The organism is Microcystis sp., from assembly GCF_048564745.1.
GTDB lineage: Bacteria > Cyanobacteriota > Cyanobacteriia > Cyanobacteriales > Microcystaceae > Microcystis > Microcystis ichthyoblabe_A.
The window spans coordinates 15,949-32,630 of record NZ_JBLZRT010000033.1; the positions used below are offsets into that span (position 1 = coordinate 15,949).

Below are 16,682 nucleotides of genomic sequence, written 5' to 3' on the forward strand. Positions count from 1 at the left end.
ATTTATGAAAATCTTGCTCAGATTTATGAACATTAGTTAAGTTGCTGGTGATTTAAATAGTAGTAATGCCCTTTTTTTGCCATTAACTGCTCGTGATTTCCTTGCTCTATTAATACTCCTCTATCTAAAACTAAAATTATATGAGCATTTCTAACGGTAGATAAGCGATGGGCAATAATTAATGTAGTACGTCCCTTAAGAATTCTATTCAAATTAGTCTGAATAATTCGCTCCGACTCCACATCTAAGTGGGAAGTTGCCTCATCAAAAATCAATAGACGAGGATTGCCTAATAACGCCCTAGCGATGGCTAATCTTTGCCGTTGACCACCAGACAATAACCCTCCACCTTCACCAATCTGGGTTTCATAACTCATCGGTAACTTTTGAATAAACTCGTCAGCACCTGCTAATTGAGCGGCTTCGATAATTTCCGCCTGAGTTGCAGAAGGTCGCGCTAGGGTCAAGTTGTCCCGAATTGTGCCACCAAATAAAAAAGTATCCTGGTCAACAACACCAACCCTTTGACGCAAAGAAGATAAAGAAATGCTAGTTATGTCATGACCATCAATGAAAATCTTCCCATCTGTAGGGGTATATAGCCCCAAAACTAGCTTAGAAATAGTAGTTTTTCCTGAACCAGAACGCCCCACTAAAGCTACAGTCTGTCCGGCTTTGATTTCAAAGCTGAGATTCTCTAAAACATTAGTTTCGCTTTCTGGGTGGTAACGAAATGTCACCTTGTCAAAAATAATATCTCCTCGTAAATCTGTTAAATAATAACGAGCGTGAGATTGCAAATCTTCCTCTGGTTCGGTATCAATCACATCATTAATTCGCTCCACTGCAATAATTACCTCCTGTAACTCATTCCATAGAACCGTTAACCGCTGAAAAGGGTTTATTACATTGCCAATTAACATATTAAAAGCCACCAACTGCCCGATGGTTAATTCTCCTTGAATCACTAACCAAGCGCCAAACCAAAGCAGCCCAGTGGTCACTAAAGATTCAATGGTTAAGCTAAATACTTGGAGTCGGTTGCTAATAATCTGCCCAGAAAAGTTTTTGCGAATTGACTTGTTGAGAAACTCCTCCCAACGCCAGCGCACTACTTGCTCAATTGCCAGAGATTTGACCGTGCGTACACCAGTCAAAGATTGGATTAAATAACCACTTTCTTCCGCTAAGGCCGCAAATATTTCTCTGGATATCTTTTGTAGGAAAGGAGTAGCAATGATAGCAAGCAGGAAAAAAGGTGGCACAATGACTAATGCCAGTAAAGCCATTTTCCAGCTATACCAGAACATAAGTCCCACATAGATAAAGACCGTGAGTAAATCTAATACAATAGATAGGGCTTCACCCGTTAGAAATCTCTCAATCTTGCGGTTTTCCTGCACCCTGGCCATGATATCCCCCACATAGCGAAACTCAAAAAAACGCAGGGGTAATCGGAAAGTGTGGGTAATAAATCCCACAATCATGGCTAAATTTACTTTGTTGGCAGTGTGGTCGAGGAGATATTGTCGTAATCCGGTCAAAGCAACCCGAAATAAACCAAAAATGACTAACCCTAATCCCACAGCCGTTAAGGTTAATGTACTGCCTTGAACAACTACCCGGTCGAGGAGTAACTGAGTAAATAGTGGGGTAACTAATCCGAAAATTTGAATGACTAAGGAAGCAATAAATACTTCTAGTAATACTTGACCGTGAGGACTGGCTAAATTAAAAAATTGCCAAAATGGGGTAGTATGATTTTTGAGTTCCTTGATTAAAGCTGTCGGTTGTAGGAGTAGTGTATAACCCTGCCAACCTGTTTTAAATTCTGGATATGTTAAACTCCGTTGACCAATAGCAGGGTCAGCAACAATGACTTGATTGCGAGTGATTTCATAAACGACAATATAATGATTACCTTCCCAGTGAGCGATTGCGGGTAATTTTTGTTTAGCCAGTTGGTCAATACTGGCTTTAACTGGTCTAGTGGAAAATCCGATACTTTCCGCCGCAGCGGATAGTCCTCGCAAAGAAGCCCCATTGGCATCTACATTAGCAATATCTCGAATGCGGTTGACACTAAACTTTTTGCCCCAATAACGGGCAACCATTACTAAACAAGCAGCACCACAGTCAGAACCACTTTGTTGCTCAAAAAAAGGATAGCGTCTAGTAATATGCTGCCATAGATGAGTAACGCGCTGAGTGGGGCTAGGGAAATAAGCCTTGTTAACTTTTTGCTTGTGGGTTTTTAGATATATTTCATCTTTGATTGTGCTAATTCCCGCAATTAGTTCCTGGTCGTCCTTTACGGATAAATCTAGTTGAGTATTTATGGAAAATTTACTTTTTTGTTCATTATCTTTAGCGGTAGCTAAATTGTACAAATACTCCTTAAATCGGGAATTTTTATGAATGATAGAGCGCAAAACTTTACCAGGAATATAACATAGCTCTGCTTGAGGCGAAACCCTGACAGCATAATCTAAAAAACCGGCTTCAGGAAACAAAGTACATTCCCCAAATAGTTGAGCCGGATGCAGGGTGCTAATTAAGTCCAGGCTACTGTTAACCAGTCTTACTTTGCCAGCGACCAAAATATATAAGCCATCGGATGCTGAGATACTTTCCAACAACAAACCGGGGTTAGGTTTTGAAAATTCAGCCGACTCAACTAAACTGGCTAAATCCTCTTCTGATAAAAATTGACCGATTAGACCAGATATATATTCTTTGGTAGTCATTTCTCCCTCGATAGTGTTGCAAACACTTAATAGCACTTAATAGATTTTTCATGATGATTAAGAAAATGCCACCTCCTCTGGAATGTCCCTAATCACAATGCCGCTTTTACTGGATTTTTTCGGCTCATTTTTTTCAAGGTTATTCGATTTTGGTCTGGTAGATAAACCCATTTGTTTGAGTAGTCTGTTGATATGGCGATCGCTGATTTTAATTCCTAATTCTGCGCTCAGGTGCTCGCTGAGTTTCTTAGCAGTCCATCGGGAAGCCGAATAACTAAAATCACGGTGAGGGACTTTAACTTCTCTAGGGCTTTGACTGACTAACTTCCTCAAACGCTGCAAGCATTCCTCGTCTACAGTTTGAGGTCTGCCAATTGGGCCACTATTCCACTGGTGAGCCTGACCAGACTTGGCGAGGGTTATCCAATGGCGTGCTGTACTATGGGAACAGCCCAACTCTTGGCAAATTTGGGTTTGGGTTTTACCCTCATCTGCCAGCAGCATAATTTGAATTCGTTGAAAATGGCGCTTAGACAACCCTTTTTCTAGGCTTTTTTCTAAGTGTTTTCTCTGAAAAGCACTGAGAAATCGACCAGAGTTATTGGGAAAATTAATACCAGTTTGAGATGATTTCATAAGCTGATACTCATTGGCATTAGAGGATTTTGGACAATCTGCGACATCTTTGCAAAACAAAATTTGGCGTTGCGTATTTGCGGTATAAATCAATTAGACACGGGTATTACCTCGTACTCGTAGAACAGATGGTGGGCAGTTAGCACGGTGTATGTCGCCCATGCTTTTTGAGCATTATACCAGATACTTCTGGTTTAAGTAGTCGGACATAAGTTTTCGCTGCTGTATAAAGTTTTGTAAATAGGGTAGAAAGCTGTATGCAGCAGCGAAAACCGCCTCTTTTACATTCCTTAACATAGTGTTGTTCATTTATGGCTCTTCTGGTTTCTGTGTGGAAACGAGGTCTATACTGATAGTTTCTTCTTTCAAAATAGTCCTAAAAGTCCTGACCAGTAAGCATTTAACCTTACATAAGCAAAAATTATCACACAAATTTGAGAAGAGCCCAGAAGGTAAGAGGTAGTTAGATATGTGTAATTAATTTTGCTTAGGTACTTATCATCCAATTCCGCTGTATAATTTCCTCCACTAAAATCAAGCTTATCCCTTTAGCTTTCACAATAGGTTTAAGCAACTGAGGAGGTTTCGTAGCAAACACAGCAGCAGATATTTCTGGTTTTAAATCCTGGCGACGCTGTACCCCCAAATATCCACCCTGACGGCGTAACTCTTTATCCTGAATATACTTGTCAGTCACATCATAGAAACTCATTTCCCCTAGCAAACCCTAATTAATTTCTAAAAAATCTTGCAATTTTTTTAGATAAGTAGGGGCATCTTCTAACATGGGAAAGTGAGCAGTATTAGCCATCTCCACATACTGGATATTATTATTCAAATCCGCCGCCATTTTGCCCATTTTGGCAGGGATAATAATATCTTTTTCCCCTGATACTAAAAGAGTTGGTACCTTAATCTCAGCAAATTTACCAGGCATAATTTCCACTGCCTTTTTACTCACAGATGTATAAATTGTGCCTAGGGCGGCCTCGTAATCTGCCGCTAAAAAATCTTCTAAAAAAGCAATTCTTTCTGATTTTGGGATCGATCGATGCAAAAATCTCGCCATAAATAATCGATCGGCAAAAGGTACTTTTAAAAACCAATCATAACGAAACTGTACCACATACTTACCGAATTTATGGAAGGCAGCAAAAGCCGCTTTATTATACTCAAAAATGCCATTACAGGTTAAAACTGCTTTGACCACTCTTTCGGGGTACATAGTAATAAAAAAAGTCGCCACCGATGCCCCCATAGAGTGACTATTGAGATAGACTTTTTCAATTTCCAAACTATCTAAAAACAAGGCCAAATCAAGGGCATATTCTTCTAAATCGTAGGAAAGATCGGATGATTTTTCCGGCAATTTAGACCGACCAAAACCCCGCATATCGTACAATAAACAATCAAAGCGATCGCAAATTGCCGCAGCTGTTGATCGCCAATAGCGTCCCGATCCTCCCCAACCATGAATAAACACCATCACCGGCTTTTTCTGGGCAGATTCCGACTGTCGAATCCACTCGTAATAGTGGGGAACACCGCGAACAGTGATTGTTTTATCGATTATTTGAGTTTTCATGATAGATGTCGTCTTCCAGATTATCCCAAATCTTAGCCAGTGCAGTTTCGCTGACTTTTTGCCAGAAATCCGAGTTTGTCTCCTCCGGGATGAGGGTGACTAAAACCCTAGTACCCTCTGGAATCGGCACGTATTCGAGGAGTTCGATCCGGCCTTCTTTGATGATCGCGGGAACGGTGTTCAGCATGGTTAACCTCGATCTTTCCCCTTAAGCGGATTCTTGACTGGGTAGAGAGGAAGGATGAACCAATAGCTCTGCCGTGGAACGTTTTTCCACCATTTCGCGGGTGATTAAACAGCGTTTCACGTCTTTGCGCGAGGGCAATTCGTACATGACATCGAGCATTAATTCCTCGACAATACCCCGTAGGGCCCGGGCCCCGGTTTTGCGACGATAGGCCTCTTGGGCGATCGCTAGGACGGCATCAGATTTAAACTCTAACTGTACATTGTCCATCTTCAACAGTTTTTGATACTGTTTCACCAAAGCGTTGCGGGGTTGCGTCAGGATAGCGATTAAAGCTTCCTCATCTAGGGGTGAAAGCGCCGCTAGGACGGGAATCCGACCGACAAACTCTGGAATCATGCCAAATTTGACTAAATCATCGGGAGTCATTTGTTTTAATAACCCTGCCGCTACCTTATCCTTACTAGCTTGGCCATCTCCCGGTTGAATAAAGCCCATGGATTTTTTACCGAGACGCTGATCGATCACCTTATCTAAACCGACAAACGCCCCACCGCAGATAAACAGGATATTGCTGGTGTCAATCTGAATACAATCCTGATAGGGGTGTTTGCGGCCGCCTTGGGGGGGAACATTGGCGATCGTTCCCTCTAACATTTTCAGTAAAGCTTGCTGTACCCCTTCTCCCGACACATCTCGGGTAATCGAGGTATTTTCGCTCTTGCGGGCAATTTTATCGATTTCATCGATGTAGATAATGCCCCGCTGCGCTTCTTCCACGTCTAAATCTGCCACTTGTAACAGACGCAAGAGAATATTTTCCACATCTTCCCCCACATAACCGGCCTCGGTTAAAGTGGTGGCATCGGCGACGGCAAAAGGTACATCGAGGATTTTAGCCAGAGTTTGAGCTAGAAGGGTTTTTCCCGATCCTGTGGGACCGATTAACAGAATATTAGATTTTTGCAGTTCGATGCTATCTTCTGGACTACCGCCACCGGCTTTTTGGGTTTGGATATCTTTGAGGCGTTTGTAATGGTTATAAACGGCCACAGAAAGCACTTTTTTCGCCTCATTTTGACCGATAACGTAGTCATCGAGGTATTTTTTAATCTCTCTGGGTTTGGGAATTTGTTCCCAAGTGGTTTTGTTTTGGCCCGATCGCCGTTTGTTGGGACGTTCCTCCACTGGGGCGACCGGACTGGGCGGTTCCATCAATTCCTCATCGAGAATTTCGTTACACAGTTCCACACACTCGTCACAAATATAGACCCCCGGCCCGGCGATTAATTTTCGCACTTGTTCCTGGGATTTGCCGCAAAATGAACACTTGAGGTGGGAGTCGTATTTAGACATAGTTTATTTACAGGGAAGTAACGGGAACGGTAGGATCGGGCAGTTCGGGACGGGAAATCACCAGATCGATTAACCCATATTCTTTGGCTTCGACGGCGGACATGAAAAAGTCCCGTTCGGTGTCGTTGGCGATGCGATCGTAGGGTTGACCGGTGTGGTGAGCCAGCATGGTATTGAGTCTCTGTTTAATATAGAGGATCTCTTTGGCTTGGATGGCGATATCACTAGCTTGACCTTGGGCGCCGCCGAGGGGTTGGTGAATCATGATCCGGCTACTGGGTAGGGACATCCGTTTACCTGCCGCGCCACCACAAAGCAGGAATGCTCCCATACTAGCGGCTAAACCGAAACAAATTGTCGCCACGTCGGGGCGAATTTGTTGCATGGTGTCGTAGATAGCTAGTCCGGCATAAACGGAACCACCGGGGGAGTTGATATAAAGTTGGATATCCTTTTCGGGATCTTCTGCTTCCAAGTAGAGGAGTTGGGCGACGATCGAATCAGCGACCTGATCATCGACGGGGGTTCCCAAAAAGACAATTCTCTCGCGCAGGAGTCGAGAATAGATATCAAAAGCCCGTTCACCCATGCCAGACTGTTCGATTACCACGGGTAAAACGTTAGCTAGGGAGTTTCTCCCCGTGTTGGCGTAGATAGCAGGGCGACAATTACTGGTAATTGGGTAGTCAGGTGATCTCGATTCGAGCATAATTTTTTCGGTTCCGCTATCACAATCTTAGGGGTTTTGCTTGGCTGTGGAGCTTTTACTGGCAAATGTTAAGCATCTTTAGCACTTCTGTCCATCTATTATGCCCTAAGTTTCCCCCGGTTGGCAGGAATCAGTCATCAGTTATCGGTGATCAGTTATCAGTGATCAGCTTGTGAAGGCAAAAGGCAAAAGGCAAAAGGCAAAAGAAAGAATCTGGCAATTGTCTTACCTAAAAATAAGGTTAGAAACTAAGTAGATCAAAGCTTTTAGCTTAATAAATTAGGTTTTAGATTCGGTCGAGTTGTCAGTGATCACTGATCAGTTATCAGGGAATGGGGGAATGGGGGGATGGGGGAATTCAACCAATACCCCAACACCCCAACACCCAACACGACTGCTAACTCCTTACGGTTCTTCCTCAGCTGCCAACACTTCCACTTCGGTGAATGCGAAGGTTTCTTCTGTTTCCTCATCCTCGCTTGTTTCTTCCTCTAGGGAACCTTTGGGGACGAGGGTGATAGTAGCTTTTTCCTTCAGCCATGCCAGGGTGTTTTCCGCCAGGATTTCTTCGGTGATCACCTGTTCCAGACGCTGCATATCTATGTCGCGATCGGACAATTGGGCCATGATATTAGCGATTTTTTCCGTTACCGCTTCGGGACTGACTTCAATGCCGGCGACTTTAGCCAATTCCTGCACCACGAGAGTCTGTTTCAGACTTTCGATCGCATCGGGACGGGTGCTTTCCCGCATTTTGGGAATATTATCTTTTGTAAACAACTGGTTGACATCTAGCCCCATTTGTTGAAATTCCATGAAGCTTTGGGTCAAAATATGCGTCACTTCCTTTTCGATCAGCGTCTCCGGTAAATCTAAAGTCGCACCTTTGACCAATTCCTCAGTTAAGGACTCATAAATGCTGTCTTTGGTTTCCTTCTCCGCTTGTTCTTGGAAACGTTTCTCTAAACTTGCTCTTAATTCGGCGATTGTCTCCTGATCGCTGACTTCTTGGGCAAAATCGTCGTCAAGCTCCGGTAATTCCTTTGCCTTTAACTCTTTCATCGTAATGGTAAAAATTACCGCTTTTGCCGCCACATCTTCTTTGGGATAATCTTCTGGGAAAGTTAAAGTCATCTCTTTGACTTCTTCCGGTTTCATGCCGACAATTCCTTCCACCATCCCCTCGATAAAGCGTCCTGCTTCCATATCCACCCGCAGATCTTCGCCGTCAATATCTGGGATATCCTCGCCAGTTTCGGCGGATTTTCCCCGATAATCAACGATCGCCACATCTCCCAGCTGCGCCCCGCGATCTTCCACGGGAACCAATGTCGCTAACTGTTCTTGACGCTCTTTAAACCAATTTTCCACGGATTCGGGATCATAAACGGTTTCTTCGGCAGTAACGCTCAGATTTTCGTAATCTCCGAGAATAATTGTCGGGGCCACATCCACGGAAACTGAAAAAGTCAAAGCTTTACCCGGTTCATAGGCAGCGATCAAATCCTCAAACTGAGACAATAGCTGGGGATTACCCAGGGACTCGATCCCCTCCTGTTTTAGGGCAGATTCGAGGCAATTTTCGATTAATTCCTCAATTACTGCCGCTTTTACCGCTTTAGTTCCCAATCTTTGCAGAAGAATCTGACGGGGAACCTTACCGGGGCGAAAACCGGGTATATTGGCCGACTTCGCTAAATTATTTACCACTTTCTCGTGGGTGTTTTTCGTGGTTTCGGCGGGAATTTCAATTTCTAAACCTATCTGACTGGCAGGAAGCTTTTCCTGAATAACTTTCATTGATTTTTCTAGCTCTTACGACAAGGAACGTTTATAATAGGGTGAGCGGTGTTTACGCCTGCGGTGGATCCGTCCCGCTCATGATATTCTAGGGGAATAGCTGCAGTTGTTCCCCAAGCTGTCACAATCTTTTTATTTTAGCGGTCAATGGGGTATATTTAATTTATTCCGTCCTTGGGGCAGTTAAGCCCAATCAGAAAATTTTGCTGATCAAAAGCCGATCAATCCAAGCTTGAGAATAACTCGGTGGACAAAAAAGATTTTTTACTTTAACGATTTCTTCGGATCATTATCATCACCCAACTCGTCAGGAGGTCACACAATTTGAGTCAAAAAGTACGGGTCGCTATTTTAGGGGCCACCGGGGCCGTGGGAACGGAATTACTAGAGTTATTAGCTAGTCGTCATTTCCCTCTCGCTAGTCTAAAATTACTGGCTTCTGAGCGTTCTGCTGGAAAAACCCTCGATTTTCGGGGCGAAAGTCTCCTCATCGAAGCGGTAAACGAGCGATCTTTTCAGGACGTGGATATAGTTCTCGCTTCTGCGGGGGGGTCCACCTCGAAAGCTTGGGCGAAAACTATTGTCGAGTCGGGTGCGACGATTATCGATAACTCCAGTGCTTTTCGCATGAATCCCGAAGTGCCTTTAGTTGTCCCGGAAATCAATCCCGACAGTGTGGACAATCACCGGGGCATTATCGCTAATCCCAACTGTACGACAATTCTTTTAGGAGTGGCGATCTGGCCTCTCCACCAAGTACAGGCGATCGAGCGAGTAGTAGTTTCTACTTATCAGTCCGCTAGTGGTGCTGGAGCGCGAGCCATGGAGGAGGTAAAACAGCAAGCGCAAGCAATTCTTGATAATCGGCAACCTCCCACTAATTCCTTCCCCTATCCCCTCGCTTTTAATCTTTTTCCCCACAATACCCCGATTAATGGTCAGGGGTACTGCGAGGAAGAAATGAAAATGGTCAACGAAACCCGCAAGATTTTTGCTTGTCCAGAGCTGCGGGTTAGCGCCACCTGTGTGAGGGTTCCCGTGCTGCGGGCCCATTCGGAATCGGTTAACCTAGAATTTAGTCGGCCTTTTTCTGTGGTGAAGGCTAGAGAAATTCTTCAGTCCGCTCCGGGGGTAAGATTAGTGGAAGATTGGGACGCTAATTATTTTCCCATGCCAATTGATGCCACCGGTCGCGATGAAGTATTAGTGGGACGCATTCGTCAAGATATATCCCATCCTAACGGTCTAGAATTGTGGCTATGCGGCGATCAAATTCGCAAGGGTGCGGCTTTAAATGCCGTACAAATTGCCGAACTTTTAGTCAAGAAAAATCTCGTCGGTTCAAGATTAGCAACAGTTTGATAATTAAGCGATCAGCCTTCAGCTAAATCAAGGCGATAATAATTAGAAAAATAGCTAATTAACCGGATAAGTAAAGTCTGAAAGCTGATTGCTGATCGCTCGCAAACTGATAACAAAGGCCGAATCTAAAACCTAATTTGTTAAGCTAAAAGCTTCGATGTACTTAGTTTCTACCCTTCTTTTTAGGTAGGAGGATTGCCAGATTCTTTCTTTTGCCTGTTGCCTTCAGAAGCTGATAATTGATAACTGATAACTAATCAATGAGTGAAACATATTTTGGACGAGTAATTACGGCGATGGTGACACCCTTCACCGTCGAGGGTCAAGTTAATTATGCCCTGGTGGAAAGATTGGCCGATTATCTAGTTACCCACGGTAGCGATGGTATAGTGGTCTGTGGGACGACGGGAGAATCACCCACCCTAAGTTGGCAGGAAGAATACGAACTATTTAGTATTGTCAAAAAAGCGGTTAATGGTCGGGGAAAAGTGATTGCGGGGACGGGTTCTAATTCCACTTCCGAAGCGATCGAAGCGACCCAACAGGCTGCTAAACTGGGTTTAGATGGCTCTTTACAAGTGGTTCCCTACTACAATAAACCTCCCCAAGAGGGTTTATATGAGCATTTTTGTGCCATTGCCAAAGCTTGTCCCGATCTGCCGGTAATGCTTTATAATATCCCTGGTCGTACGGGTCAAAATATGACCCCAGAAACGATTATTAAACTGGCAGCAGTTGATAATATTGTGGCGGTAAAAGAAGCTAGTGGTAATTTAGAACAAACCTGCAAGATTTACTGTCATACTCCTGAAAATTTCGCTATTTATTCCGGCGATGATTTTCTCACCTTACCCCTGATGACCTGTGGTGCGGTGGGAGTGGTCAGTGTTGCTAGTCATCTGGTGGGAGAAGAAATCCAAGGGATGATTCAAGCTTTCTTAACTGGAGATGCGGCCAAATCGATCGAGATTAATTTGAAATTATTTCCCCTGTTTAAAGGTTTATTCTGTGCCACTAATCCAATTCCAATTAAAGCGGCCTTAAATCTAGTCGGTTGGGAAGTGGGGGGTCTAAGACTTCCTTTATGTTCCTTAAGTCCCGAACTAGAAGAAGGATTAGCAAAAATTATGCAAGAATTGGCTTTAATCTAGAAAAATACTAGAAATTCTTGCCCACTAAACTGGGATTTTTCGAGAAAGTAGGTTATAATATTAATAGCTTAACTAGAAGAAAAGAAATATAGTTTAGAACTGCTAGAAAGTATTGATACTAAGTGAATTTAGCTAGGTGTTATTTCCCTAGTTCGACTTATTCTAACTATTCATTTTTTGAGATTTCCCGTCCAAAAAAACCACCTGAAAAATCACCATAACTTACCATCAAAGGATACCTAATGAGTCAAGATAAAACCCAAGCAAAACTAAAGATCATTCCCCTAGGAGGATTACACGAAATCGGCAAAAACACCTGTGTTTTTGAATACGATGATGAGATTATTCTCCTCGATGCCGGTTTAGCTTTTCCTTCCGATGATATGCACGGGGTCAATGTAGTGCTTCCCGATATGACTTATCTAAGGGAAAATCGCCATAAAATTAAGGGTATGATCGTCACCCACGGTCACGAAGATCATATCGGTGGCATTCCCTACCATCTCAAACAATTTGATGTACCAATTATCTACGGTCCGCGTCTAGCCATGGCTTTATTGCGGGATAAATTGGAAGAAGCAGGATTAGCAAATCGTACCAAATTAGAAACCGTAGTTCCTCGGCAAATGGTGCGTTTAGGTAAATCTTTCATGGTGGAATATATCCGCAATACCCACTCGATCGCCGATAGTTTTTGTGTAGCAATTCACACTCCTTTAGGGGTAGTTATTCACACGGGAGATTTTAAAATTGACCATACTCCTGTGGATGGGGAATTCTTTGATCTGCAAAAAATTGCCGAACATGGCGAGAAAGGGGTGCTATGTTTATTGAGTGATTCCACTAACGCGGAAGTACCCGGTTATACTCCCTCGGAAGCTTCCGTTTATCCCGGTTTAGAGCGGGTTTTTAACCAAGCAACGGGACGGATTATGATCACTACCTTTGCTTCCTCGGTGCATCGGATTAATCTGGTGTTGAAATTGGCCCAGAAATTTAACCGGAAAGTGGTGGTAGTGGGTCGATCGATGTTAAATGTCATCGCTCATGCGCGCAATTTGGGGTATATAAAATGTCCCGATGATCTGTTTGAACCCTTGAAAGCGACCCGCAATTTAGCCGATGAAAAAATCGTTATTTTAACCACAGGCTCCCAGGGGGAACTTTTAGCGGCCATGACGCGGATTTCTAAGGGTGAACATCCTCATATTCGCGTGCGTCAGGGAGATACGATTGTCTTTTCCGCTAATCCGATTCCGGGTAATACCATCGCTGTAGTCAATACAATTGATCGCCTGATGATGCAGGGTGCTAACGTGGTTTACGGACGCGATAAGGGAATTCACGTTTCCGGCCATGGTTCCCAAGAAGACCATAAATTGATGCTATCTTTGACCCGGCCGAAGTTTTTTGTGCCAGTGCATGGAGAACACCGAATGCTGGTCAAACACGCTCAGATGGCCCAAAGTATGGGGATTCCCGCCGAAAATATGGTGATTGTCAAAAATGGTGACACGATCGAGTTAACTGGCGATCGCATTGCCATCGGCGCACCAGTGCCTTCGGGAATCGAGTTAGTTGATCAAGCAGGTGTGGTCCACGAACACATTATGCAGGAAAGACAACAATTAGCCGAAGATGGTGTGATTACGATCGCCGCCTTCGTTAACGCTGAGGGACAATTAAGCGCACCTCCAGAGATTAATTTGCGCGGTGTGGTGACAAAAGTGGAAATCTCGCTGCTGAATCAGTTAATTATTCGGGCGATCGAACGCTGTTTAAGCGATCGCATCGGTGAATTTAAAACCGCCACGGGGTCCCCGGATTGGGACCGTTTGCGGGCCGAAATCGAGACGACTTTGCAACGTTTAATCAAACGGGAGTTACAGAGTCAACCTCTAGTGATTTTCCTCCTGCAAGCGGCGGCAACGGAACCAGCGAACAATCGTACTTATCGCCGCCGTCGTCCCGCAGCCACCATGGCCTCCTAATAGCAGTGAGACGGGAGACAGGAGACAGGAGACAGAAGACAGGTCTTGGGGGTTGGGGTTTTGGGGTTTTAGTTCAATTTCCCCACTTCCCCACTTCCCCACACCCTACACCCCACACCCTACACCCCACACCCCACACCCCCACTTCCCATTGATAACTGATCATGTTCCATGCTGCCGATTTGCGATCGCTGCTGACCGCCGTTGCCAGGGGAGAAATTAACCCGGAGACAGCCTTAGATAAACTTAAACATCTGGCCTTTGAACCGGTGGAAGACTTTGCTAAAATTGACCATCATCGTCAATTAAGAACGGGATTTCCGGAGGTTATCTGGGGACCGGGTAAAACCACCGCTCAAATCGCCCAAATTATCGGTGTATTGCGTCAAAATAGTCCCGTGGTTATGGCCACCCGCATTGAAGCAGAGATAGCAGCCCAGCTACAGGAACAGGTAACAGACTTAGTTTATTATCCCTTAGCCCGCATCTGTGCCATTGCCGCAGCCGCTCCAGAAAATCCCCCAAAAGGGATAATTTCCATCCTAACGGCGGGAACTGCCGATATTCCCGTAGCGGAGGAGGCGGCGGTTACTGCTCAATTATGCGGTTTTTCCGTGCAGCGTCTCTGGGATGTGGGGGTAGCGGGAATTCATCGACTCTTGAATCATCGCCATCTATTGGATGCCGCCGATGTGTTAATTGTTGTTGCGGGAATGGAAGGAGCCTTACCAAGTGTGGTAGCAGGATTAGTTGATCGCCCGGTGATCGCCGTTCCCACCAGTATCGGTTACGGAACCAGTTTCGGTGGTATTGCTCCTTTGTTAACTATGCTCAATTCCTGCGCGGTCGGCATCGGTGTGGTTAATATAGATAATGGTTTTGGGGCTGCCATGTTAGCCGGCCAAATTTTACGCACGGCGGCCAGATTAGCCTAGATTTTCCCTCATCTCAGGCTGAAAATCCTATACAGTTGGTATAGGGATAAACTACTTTGAAAAAGAAGCCGATATGCACCTAAGTGAAATTACTCATCCCAACCAGTTACATGGTTTATCACTCCGTCAATTAGAAGATATTGCCCGTCAGATTCGCGAAAAACACCTCCAGACGATCGCCGCTACCGGTGGACATTTGGGACCGGGGTTAGGAGTCGTAGAACTAACGATCGCCCTTTACCAAACCCTCGATCTCGATCGAGATAAAGTCCTTTGGGACGTGGGACACCAAGCTTATCCGCATAAACTCCTCACCGGTCGCTATAACGATTTTCACACCCTGCGCCAAAAAAACGGCGTTGCGGGCTATCTAAAACGTTGCGAGAGCAAATTTGACCATTTTGGGGCTGGACACGCCTCCACGAGCATTTCTGCGGGGTTAGGAATGGCTTTAGCCCGGGATGCCAAGGGAGAAGATTTCAAGGTAGTATCGATCATCGGGGATGGCGCTTTAACCGGGGGTATGGCCCTAGAAGCGATTAACCATGCTGGACATTTACCGAACACCAACATCATGGTTATCCTCAACGATAACGAGATGTCCATTTCCCCCAACGTCGGGGCAATTTCCCGCTATCTCAATAAAGTGCGTCTGAGCGAACCCGTCCAGTTTATCGCCGATAATCTCGAAGAACAATTTAAAAATCTACCCTTCTTCGGTGACTCCCTCACTCCCGAAATGGAACGAGTCAAAGAAGGAATGAAACGGTTAGCAGTTCCCAAGGTTGGCGCAGTGATTGAGGAATTGGGCTTTAAATATTTTGGCCCGATTGATGGTCATAATATTCCCGAATTAATCGCCACTTTTAAACAGGCCCATAAGGTCCACGGACCGGTTTTCGTCCACGTTGCCACCGTTAAAGGCAAAGGCTACGAATGGGCCGAAAAAGATCAAGTGGGTTATCATGCCCAAAATCCCTTTAATTTAGCCACGGGTAAACCGATTCCCTCCAGTAAACCGAAACCTCCGGCTTATTCTAAAGTTTTCGGGCATACTCTCACTAAATTAGCGGAAAATGACCCGCGCATTATCGGTATCACCGCCGCTATGGCCACTGGGACGGGATTAGATAAATTTCAGGCAAAACTACCGAAACAGTATATCGATGTGGGAATTGCCGAACAACACGCGGTTACTCTCGCTGGTGGTCTTGCTTGCGAAGGAATGCGCCCGGTTGTCACCATTTACTCTACTTTCCTGCAGCGGGCTTTTGATCAGATTATTCACGATATCTGCATTCAAAATCTACCGGTTTTCTTCTGCATGGACCGGGCCGGTATTGTCGGGGCCGATGGACCGACCCACCAAGGTATGTACGATATCGCCTACCTGCGTTGTATCCCCAATATGACCATTATGGCCCCCAAAGATGAGGCGGAACTGCAAAGAATGGTCGTAACGGGGATTAATCATACCAGCGGCCCCATTGCCATGCGTTACCCCCGGGGCAACGGTTTAGGGGTTCCCCTGATGGAAGAGGGTTGGGAAGCTTTACCCATCGGTAAGGGCGAAATTCTCCGCAGTGGCGATGATATTCTCCTGTTAGGATACGGCACTATGGTCAACACTTCCCTACAGGTGGCCGAAATCCTCAGCGAACACGGCATCGAAGCCACAGTGGTTAATGCTCGTTTTGTCAAGCCCCTTGATACAGAACTTATCTTTCCCCTTGCTCAACGTCTTGGTAAGGTGGTGACTTTAGAAGAAGGTTGTTTGATGGGTGGTTTTGGTTCTGCGGTTTTGGAAGCTTTACAGGATGCTAATATTCTAGTTCCAGTCAAGCGTTTCGGGGTTCCCGATAAATTAGTGGACCACGCAAAACCAGAGGAATCCTTCGCTGATTTGGGTTTAACCAGTCCCCAGATTGCCCAACAGGTTTTAGCGGCATTTTTTAGCCAAAAACAAACCGCTAACGTCGGTTAAAATCTCAAGATTAGCTTGGCCAGTTTTCCCGAAAAATTAGGGAAGACTGGTTTTTTTTTGCTCTAGATAGTCAATGAAGACTGCCGGCAATAAATAGTGAGGGGAACGAACCACAGAGACACAAAGGACACAAAGATCGATCACTACTATAGAAGTTAAATTTATCACACAAAGAATAGGAGAGTCCAGTAGCTTTAAGAGCATCAGCCATGAGTTGGTCATCGAAAATTTGGGTCTGA

The 16,682-nt window shown here is 44.9% G+C and carries 14 protein-coding genes; 5 read left to right on the plus strand and 9 right to left on the minus strand.

The features are described from left to right. Nucleotides 1-32: 32 nt before the first annotated feature. From ACOCD9_RS05650 to tig, 8 genes are all read right to left on the minus strand, one after another. Nucleotides 33-2,747: a peptidase domain-containing ABC transporter gene (locus ACOCD9_RS05650; RefSeq protein ID WP_419546694.1), complete on the minus strand. Its 2,715-nt coding sequence runs from the start codon at nt 2,745-2,747 to the stop codon at nt 33-35. 57 nt (nt 2,748-2,804) lie between these two features. Beyond that, on the minus strand, nt 2,805-3,383 hold the full coding sequence (locus tag ACOCD9_RS05655) for a helix-turn-helix domain-containing protein (RefSeq protein ID WP_002737810.1): 579 nt from the start codon (nt 3,381-3,383) through the stop codon (nt 2,805-2,807). 487 nt (nt 3,384-3,870) lie between these two features. Then, nucleotides 3,871-4,095 (minus strand): peptidylprolyl isomerase, encoded by a 225-nt coding sequence (locus tag ACOCD9_RS05660; RefSeq protein WP_287703889.1) that lies wholly within the window; start codon nt 4,093-4,095, stop codon nt 3,871-3,873. 15 nt (nt 4,096-4,110) lie between these two features. After that, the gene (locus tag ACOCD9_RS05665) at nt 4,111-4,968 is read right to left on the minus strand and encodes an alpha/beta fold hydrolase (protein ID WP_079206174.1); all 858 of its coding nucleotides are present in this window, start codon (nt 4,966-4,968) and stop codon (nt 4,111-4,113) included. Continuing rightward, nucleotides 4,946-5,155 (minus strand): hypothetical protein, encoded by a 210-nt coding sequence (locus ACOCD9_RS05670; protein ID WP_419546695.1) that lies wholly within the window; start codon nt 5,153-5,155, stop codon nt 4,946-4,948. The genes ACOCD9_RS05665 and ACOCD9_RS05670 overlap by 23 nt, the downstream gene beginning before the upstream one ends. 21 nt (nt 5,156-5,176) lie before the next feature. Continuing rightward, a complete protein-coding gene (gene clpX, locus ACOCD9_RS05675; RefSeq protein WP_046661801.1) occupies nt 5,177-6,511 on the minus strand; it encodes an ATP-dependent protease ATP-binding subunit ClpX in 1,335 nt (444 codons plus the stop codon). Nucleotides 6,512-6,518: 7 nt separating this feature from the next. Next, a complete protein-coding gene (clpP, locus tag ACOCD9_RS05680; RefSeq protein ID WP_002736918.1) occupies nt 6,519-7,220 on the minus strand; it encodes an ATP-dependent Clp endopeptidase proteolytic subunit ClpP in 702 nt (233 codons plus the stop codon). A 405-nt stretch (nt 7,221-7,625) separates the two neighbouring features. Then, entirely contained in the window at nt 7,626-9,020 is a 1,395-nt protein-coding gene (tig, locus tag ACOCD9_RS05685) for a trigger factor (protein ID WP_419546698.1), read from the minus strand. Nucleotides 9,021-9,344: 324 nt separating this feature from the next. Between tig and ACOCD9_RS05690 the strand changes: the two genes are divergently transcribed. The 5 genes from ACOCD9_RS05690 (at nt 9,345) to dxs (ending at nt 16,443) form a co-directional block, all read left to right on the plus strand. Continuing rightward, nucleotides 9,345-10,382: an aspartate-semialdehyde dehydrogenase gene (locus ACOCD9_RS05690; protein WP_419546700.1), complete on the plus strand. Its 1,038-nt coding sequence runs from the start codon at nt 9,345-9,347 to the stop codon at nt 10,380-10,382. Nucleotides 10,383-10,642: 260 nt separating this feature from the next. Then, nucleotides 10,643-11,533 carry a 4-hydroxy-tetrahydrodipicolinate synthase gene (gene dapA / locus ACOCD9_RS05695; protein ID WP_419546702.1) on the plus strand — a complete coding sequence of 297 codons (891 nt, stop codon included), beginning with the start codon at nt 10,643-10,645 and terminating at the stop codon, nt 11,531-11,533. A 242-nt stretch (nt 11,534-11,775) separates the two neighbouring features. Then, complete coding sequence (locus tag ACOCD9_RS05700) at nt 11,776-13,524, plus strand: ribonuclease J (protein WP_419546704.1); 1,749 nt, start codon at nt 11,776-11,778, stop codon at nt 13,522-13,524. Between the two features lie 164 nt (nt 13,525-13,688). Continuing rightward, the gene (gene larB / locus ACOCD9_RS05705) at nt 13,689-14,459 is read left to right on the plus strand and encodes a nickel pincer cofactor biosynthesis protein LarB (RefSeq protein WP_104395804.1); all 771 of its coding nucleotides are present in this window, start codon (nt 13,689-13,691) and stop codon (nt 14,457-14,459) included. A gap of 73 nt (nt 14,460-14,532) precedes the next feature. Next, nucleotides 14,533-16,443, plus strand: coding sequence for a 1-deoxy-D-xylulose-5-phosphate synthase (dxs, locus tag ACOCD9_RS05710; RefSeq protein WP_287703904.1), 1,911 nt, complete (start codon nt 14,533-14,535; stop codon nt 16,441-16,443). A gap of 70 nt (nt 16,444-16,513) precedes the next feature. On the opposite strand, the gene ACOCD9_RS05715 is transcribed toward dxs, so the two are convergent. Further along, the gene (locus ACOCD9_RS05715) at nt 16,514-16,654 is read right to left on the minus strand and encodes a DUF2191 domain-containing protein (RefSeq protein ID WP_071846437.1); all 141 of its coding nucleotides are present in this window, start codon (nt 16,652-16,654) and stop codon (nt 16,514-16,516) included. Between the last annotated feature and the right edge of the window lie 28 nt (nt 16,655-16,682).

Coding starts and splice junctions, on each gene's coding strand:
- ACOCD9_RS05700 (WP_419546704.1), top strand. CDS start 11,776: ATGAGTCAAGATAAAACCCAAGCAAAACTAAAGATCATTCCCCTAGGA.
- larB (WP_104395804.1), top strand. CDS start 13,689: ATGTTCCATGCTGCCGATTTGCGATCGCTGCTGACCGCCGTTGCCAGG.
- ACOCD9_RS05650 (WP_419546694.1), bottom strand. CDS start 2,747: ATGACTACCAAAGAATATATATCTGGTCTAATCGGTCAATTTTTATCA.
- clpX (WP_046661801.1), bottom strand. CDS start 6,511: ATGTCTAAATACGACTCCCACCTCAAGTGTTCATTTTGCGGCAAATCC.
- dxs (WP_287703904.1), top strand. CDS start 14,533: ATGCACCTAAGTGAAATTACTCATCCCAACCAGTTACATGGTTTATCA.
- ACOCD9_RS05660 (WP_287703889.1), bottom strand. CDS start 4,095: ATGAGTTTCTATGATGTGACTGACAAGTATATTCAGGATAAAGAGTTA.
- dapA (WP_419546702.1), top strand. CDS start 10,643: ATGAGTGAAACATATTTTGGACGAGTAATTACGGCGATGGTGACACCC.
- ACOCD9_RS05665 (WP_079206174.1), bottom strand. CDS start 4,968: ATGAAAACTCAAATAATCGATAAAACAATCACTGTTCGCGGTGTTCCC.
- ACOCD9_RS05670 (WP_419546695.1), bottom strand. CDS start 5,155: ATGCTGAACACCGTTCCCGCGATCATCAAAGAAGGCCGGATCGAACTC.
- ACOCD9_RS05655 (WP_002737810.1), bottom strand. CDS start 3,383: ATGAAATCATCTCAAACTGGTATTAATTTTCCCAATAACTCTGGTCGA.
- clpP (WP_002736918.1), bottom strand. CDS start 7,220: ATGCTCGAATCGAGATCACCTGACTACCCAATTACCAGTAATTGTCGC.
- tig (WP_419546698.1), bottom strand. CDS start 9,020: ATGAAAGTTATTCAGGAAAAGCTTCCTGCCAGTCAGATAGGTTTAGAA.
- ACOCD9_RS05715 (WP_071846437.1), bottom strand. CDS start 16,654: ATGGCTGATGCTCTTAAAGCTACTGGACTCTCCTATTCTTTGTGTGAT.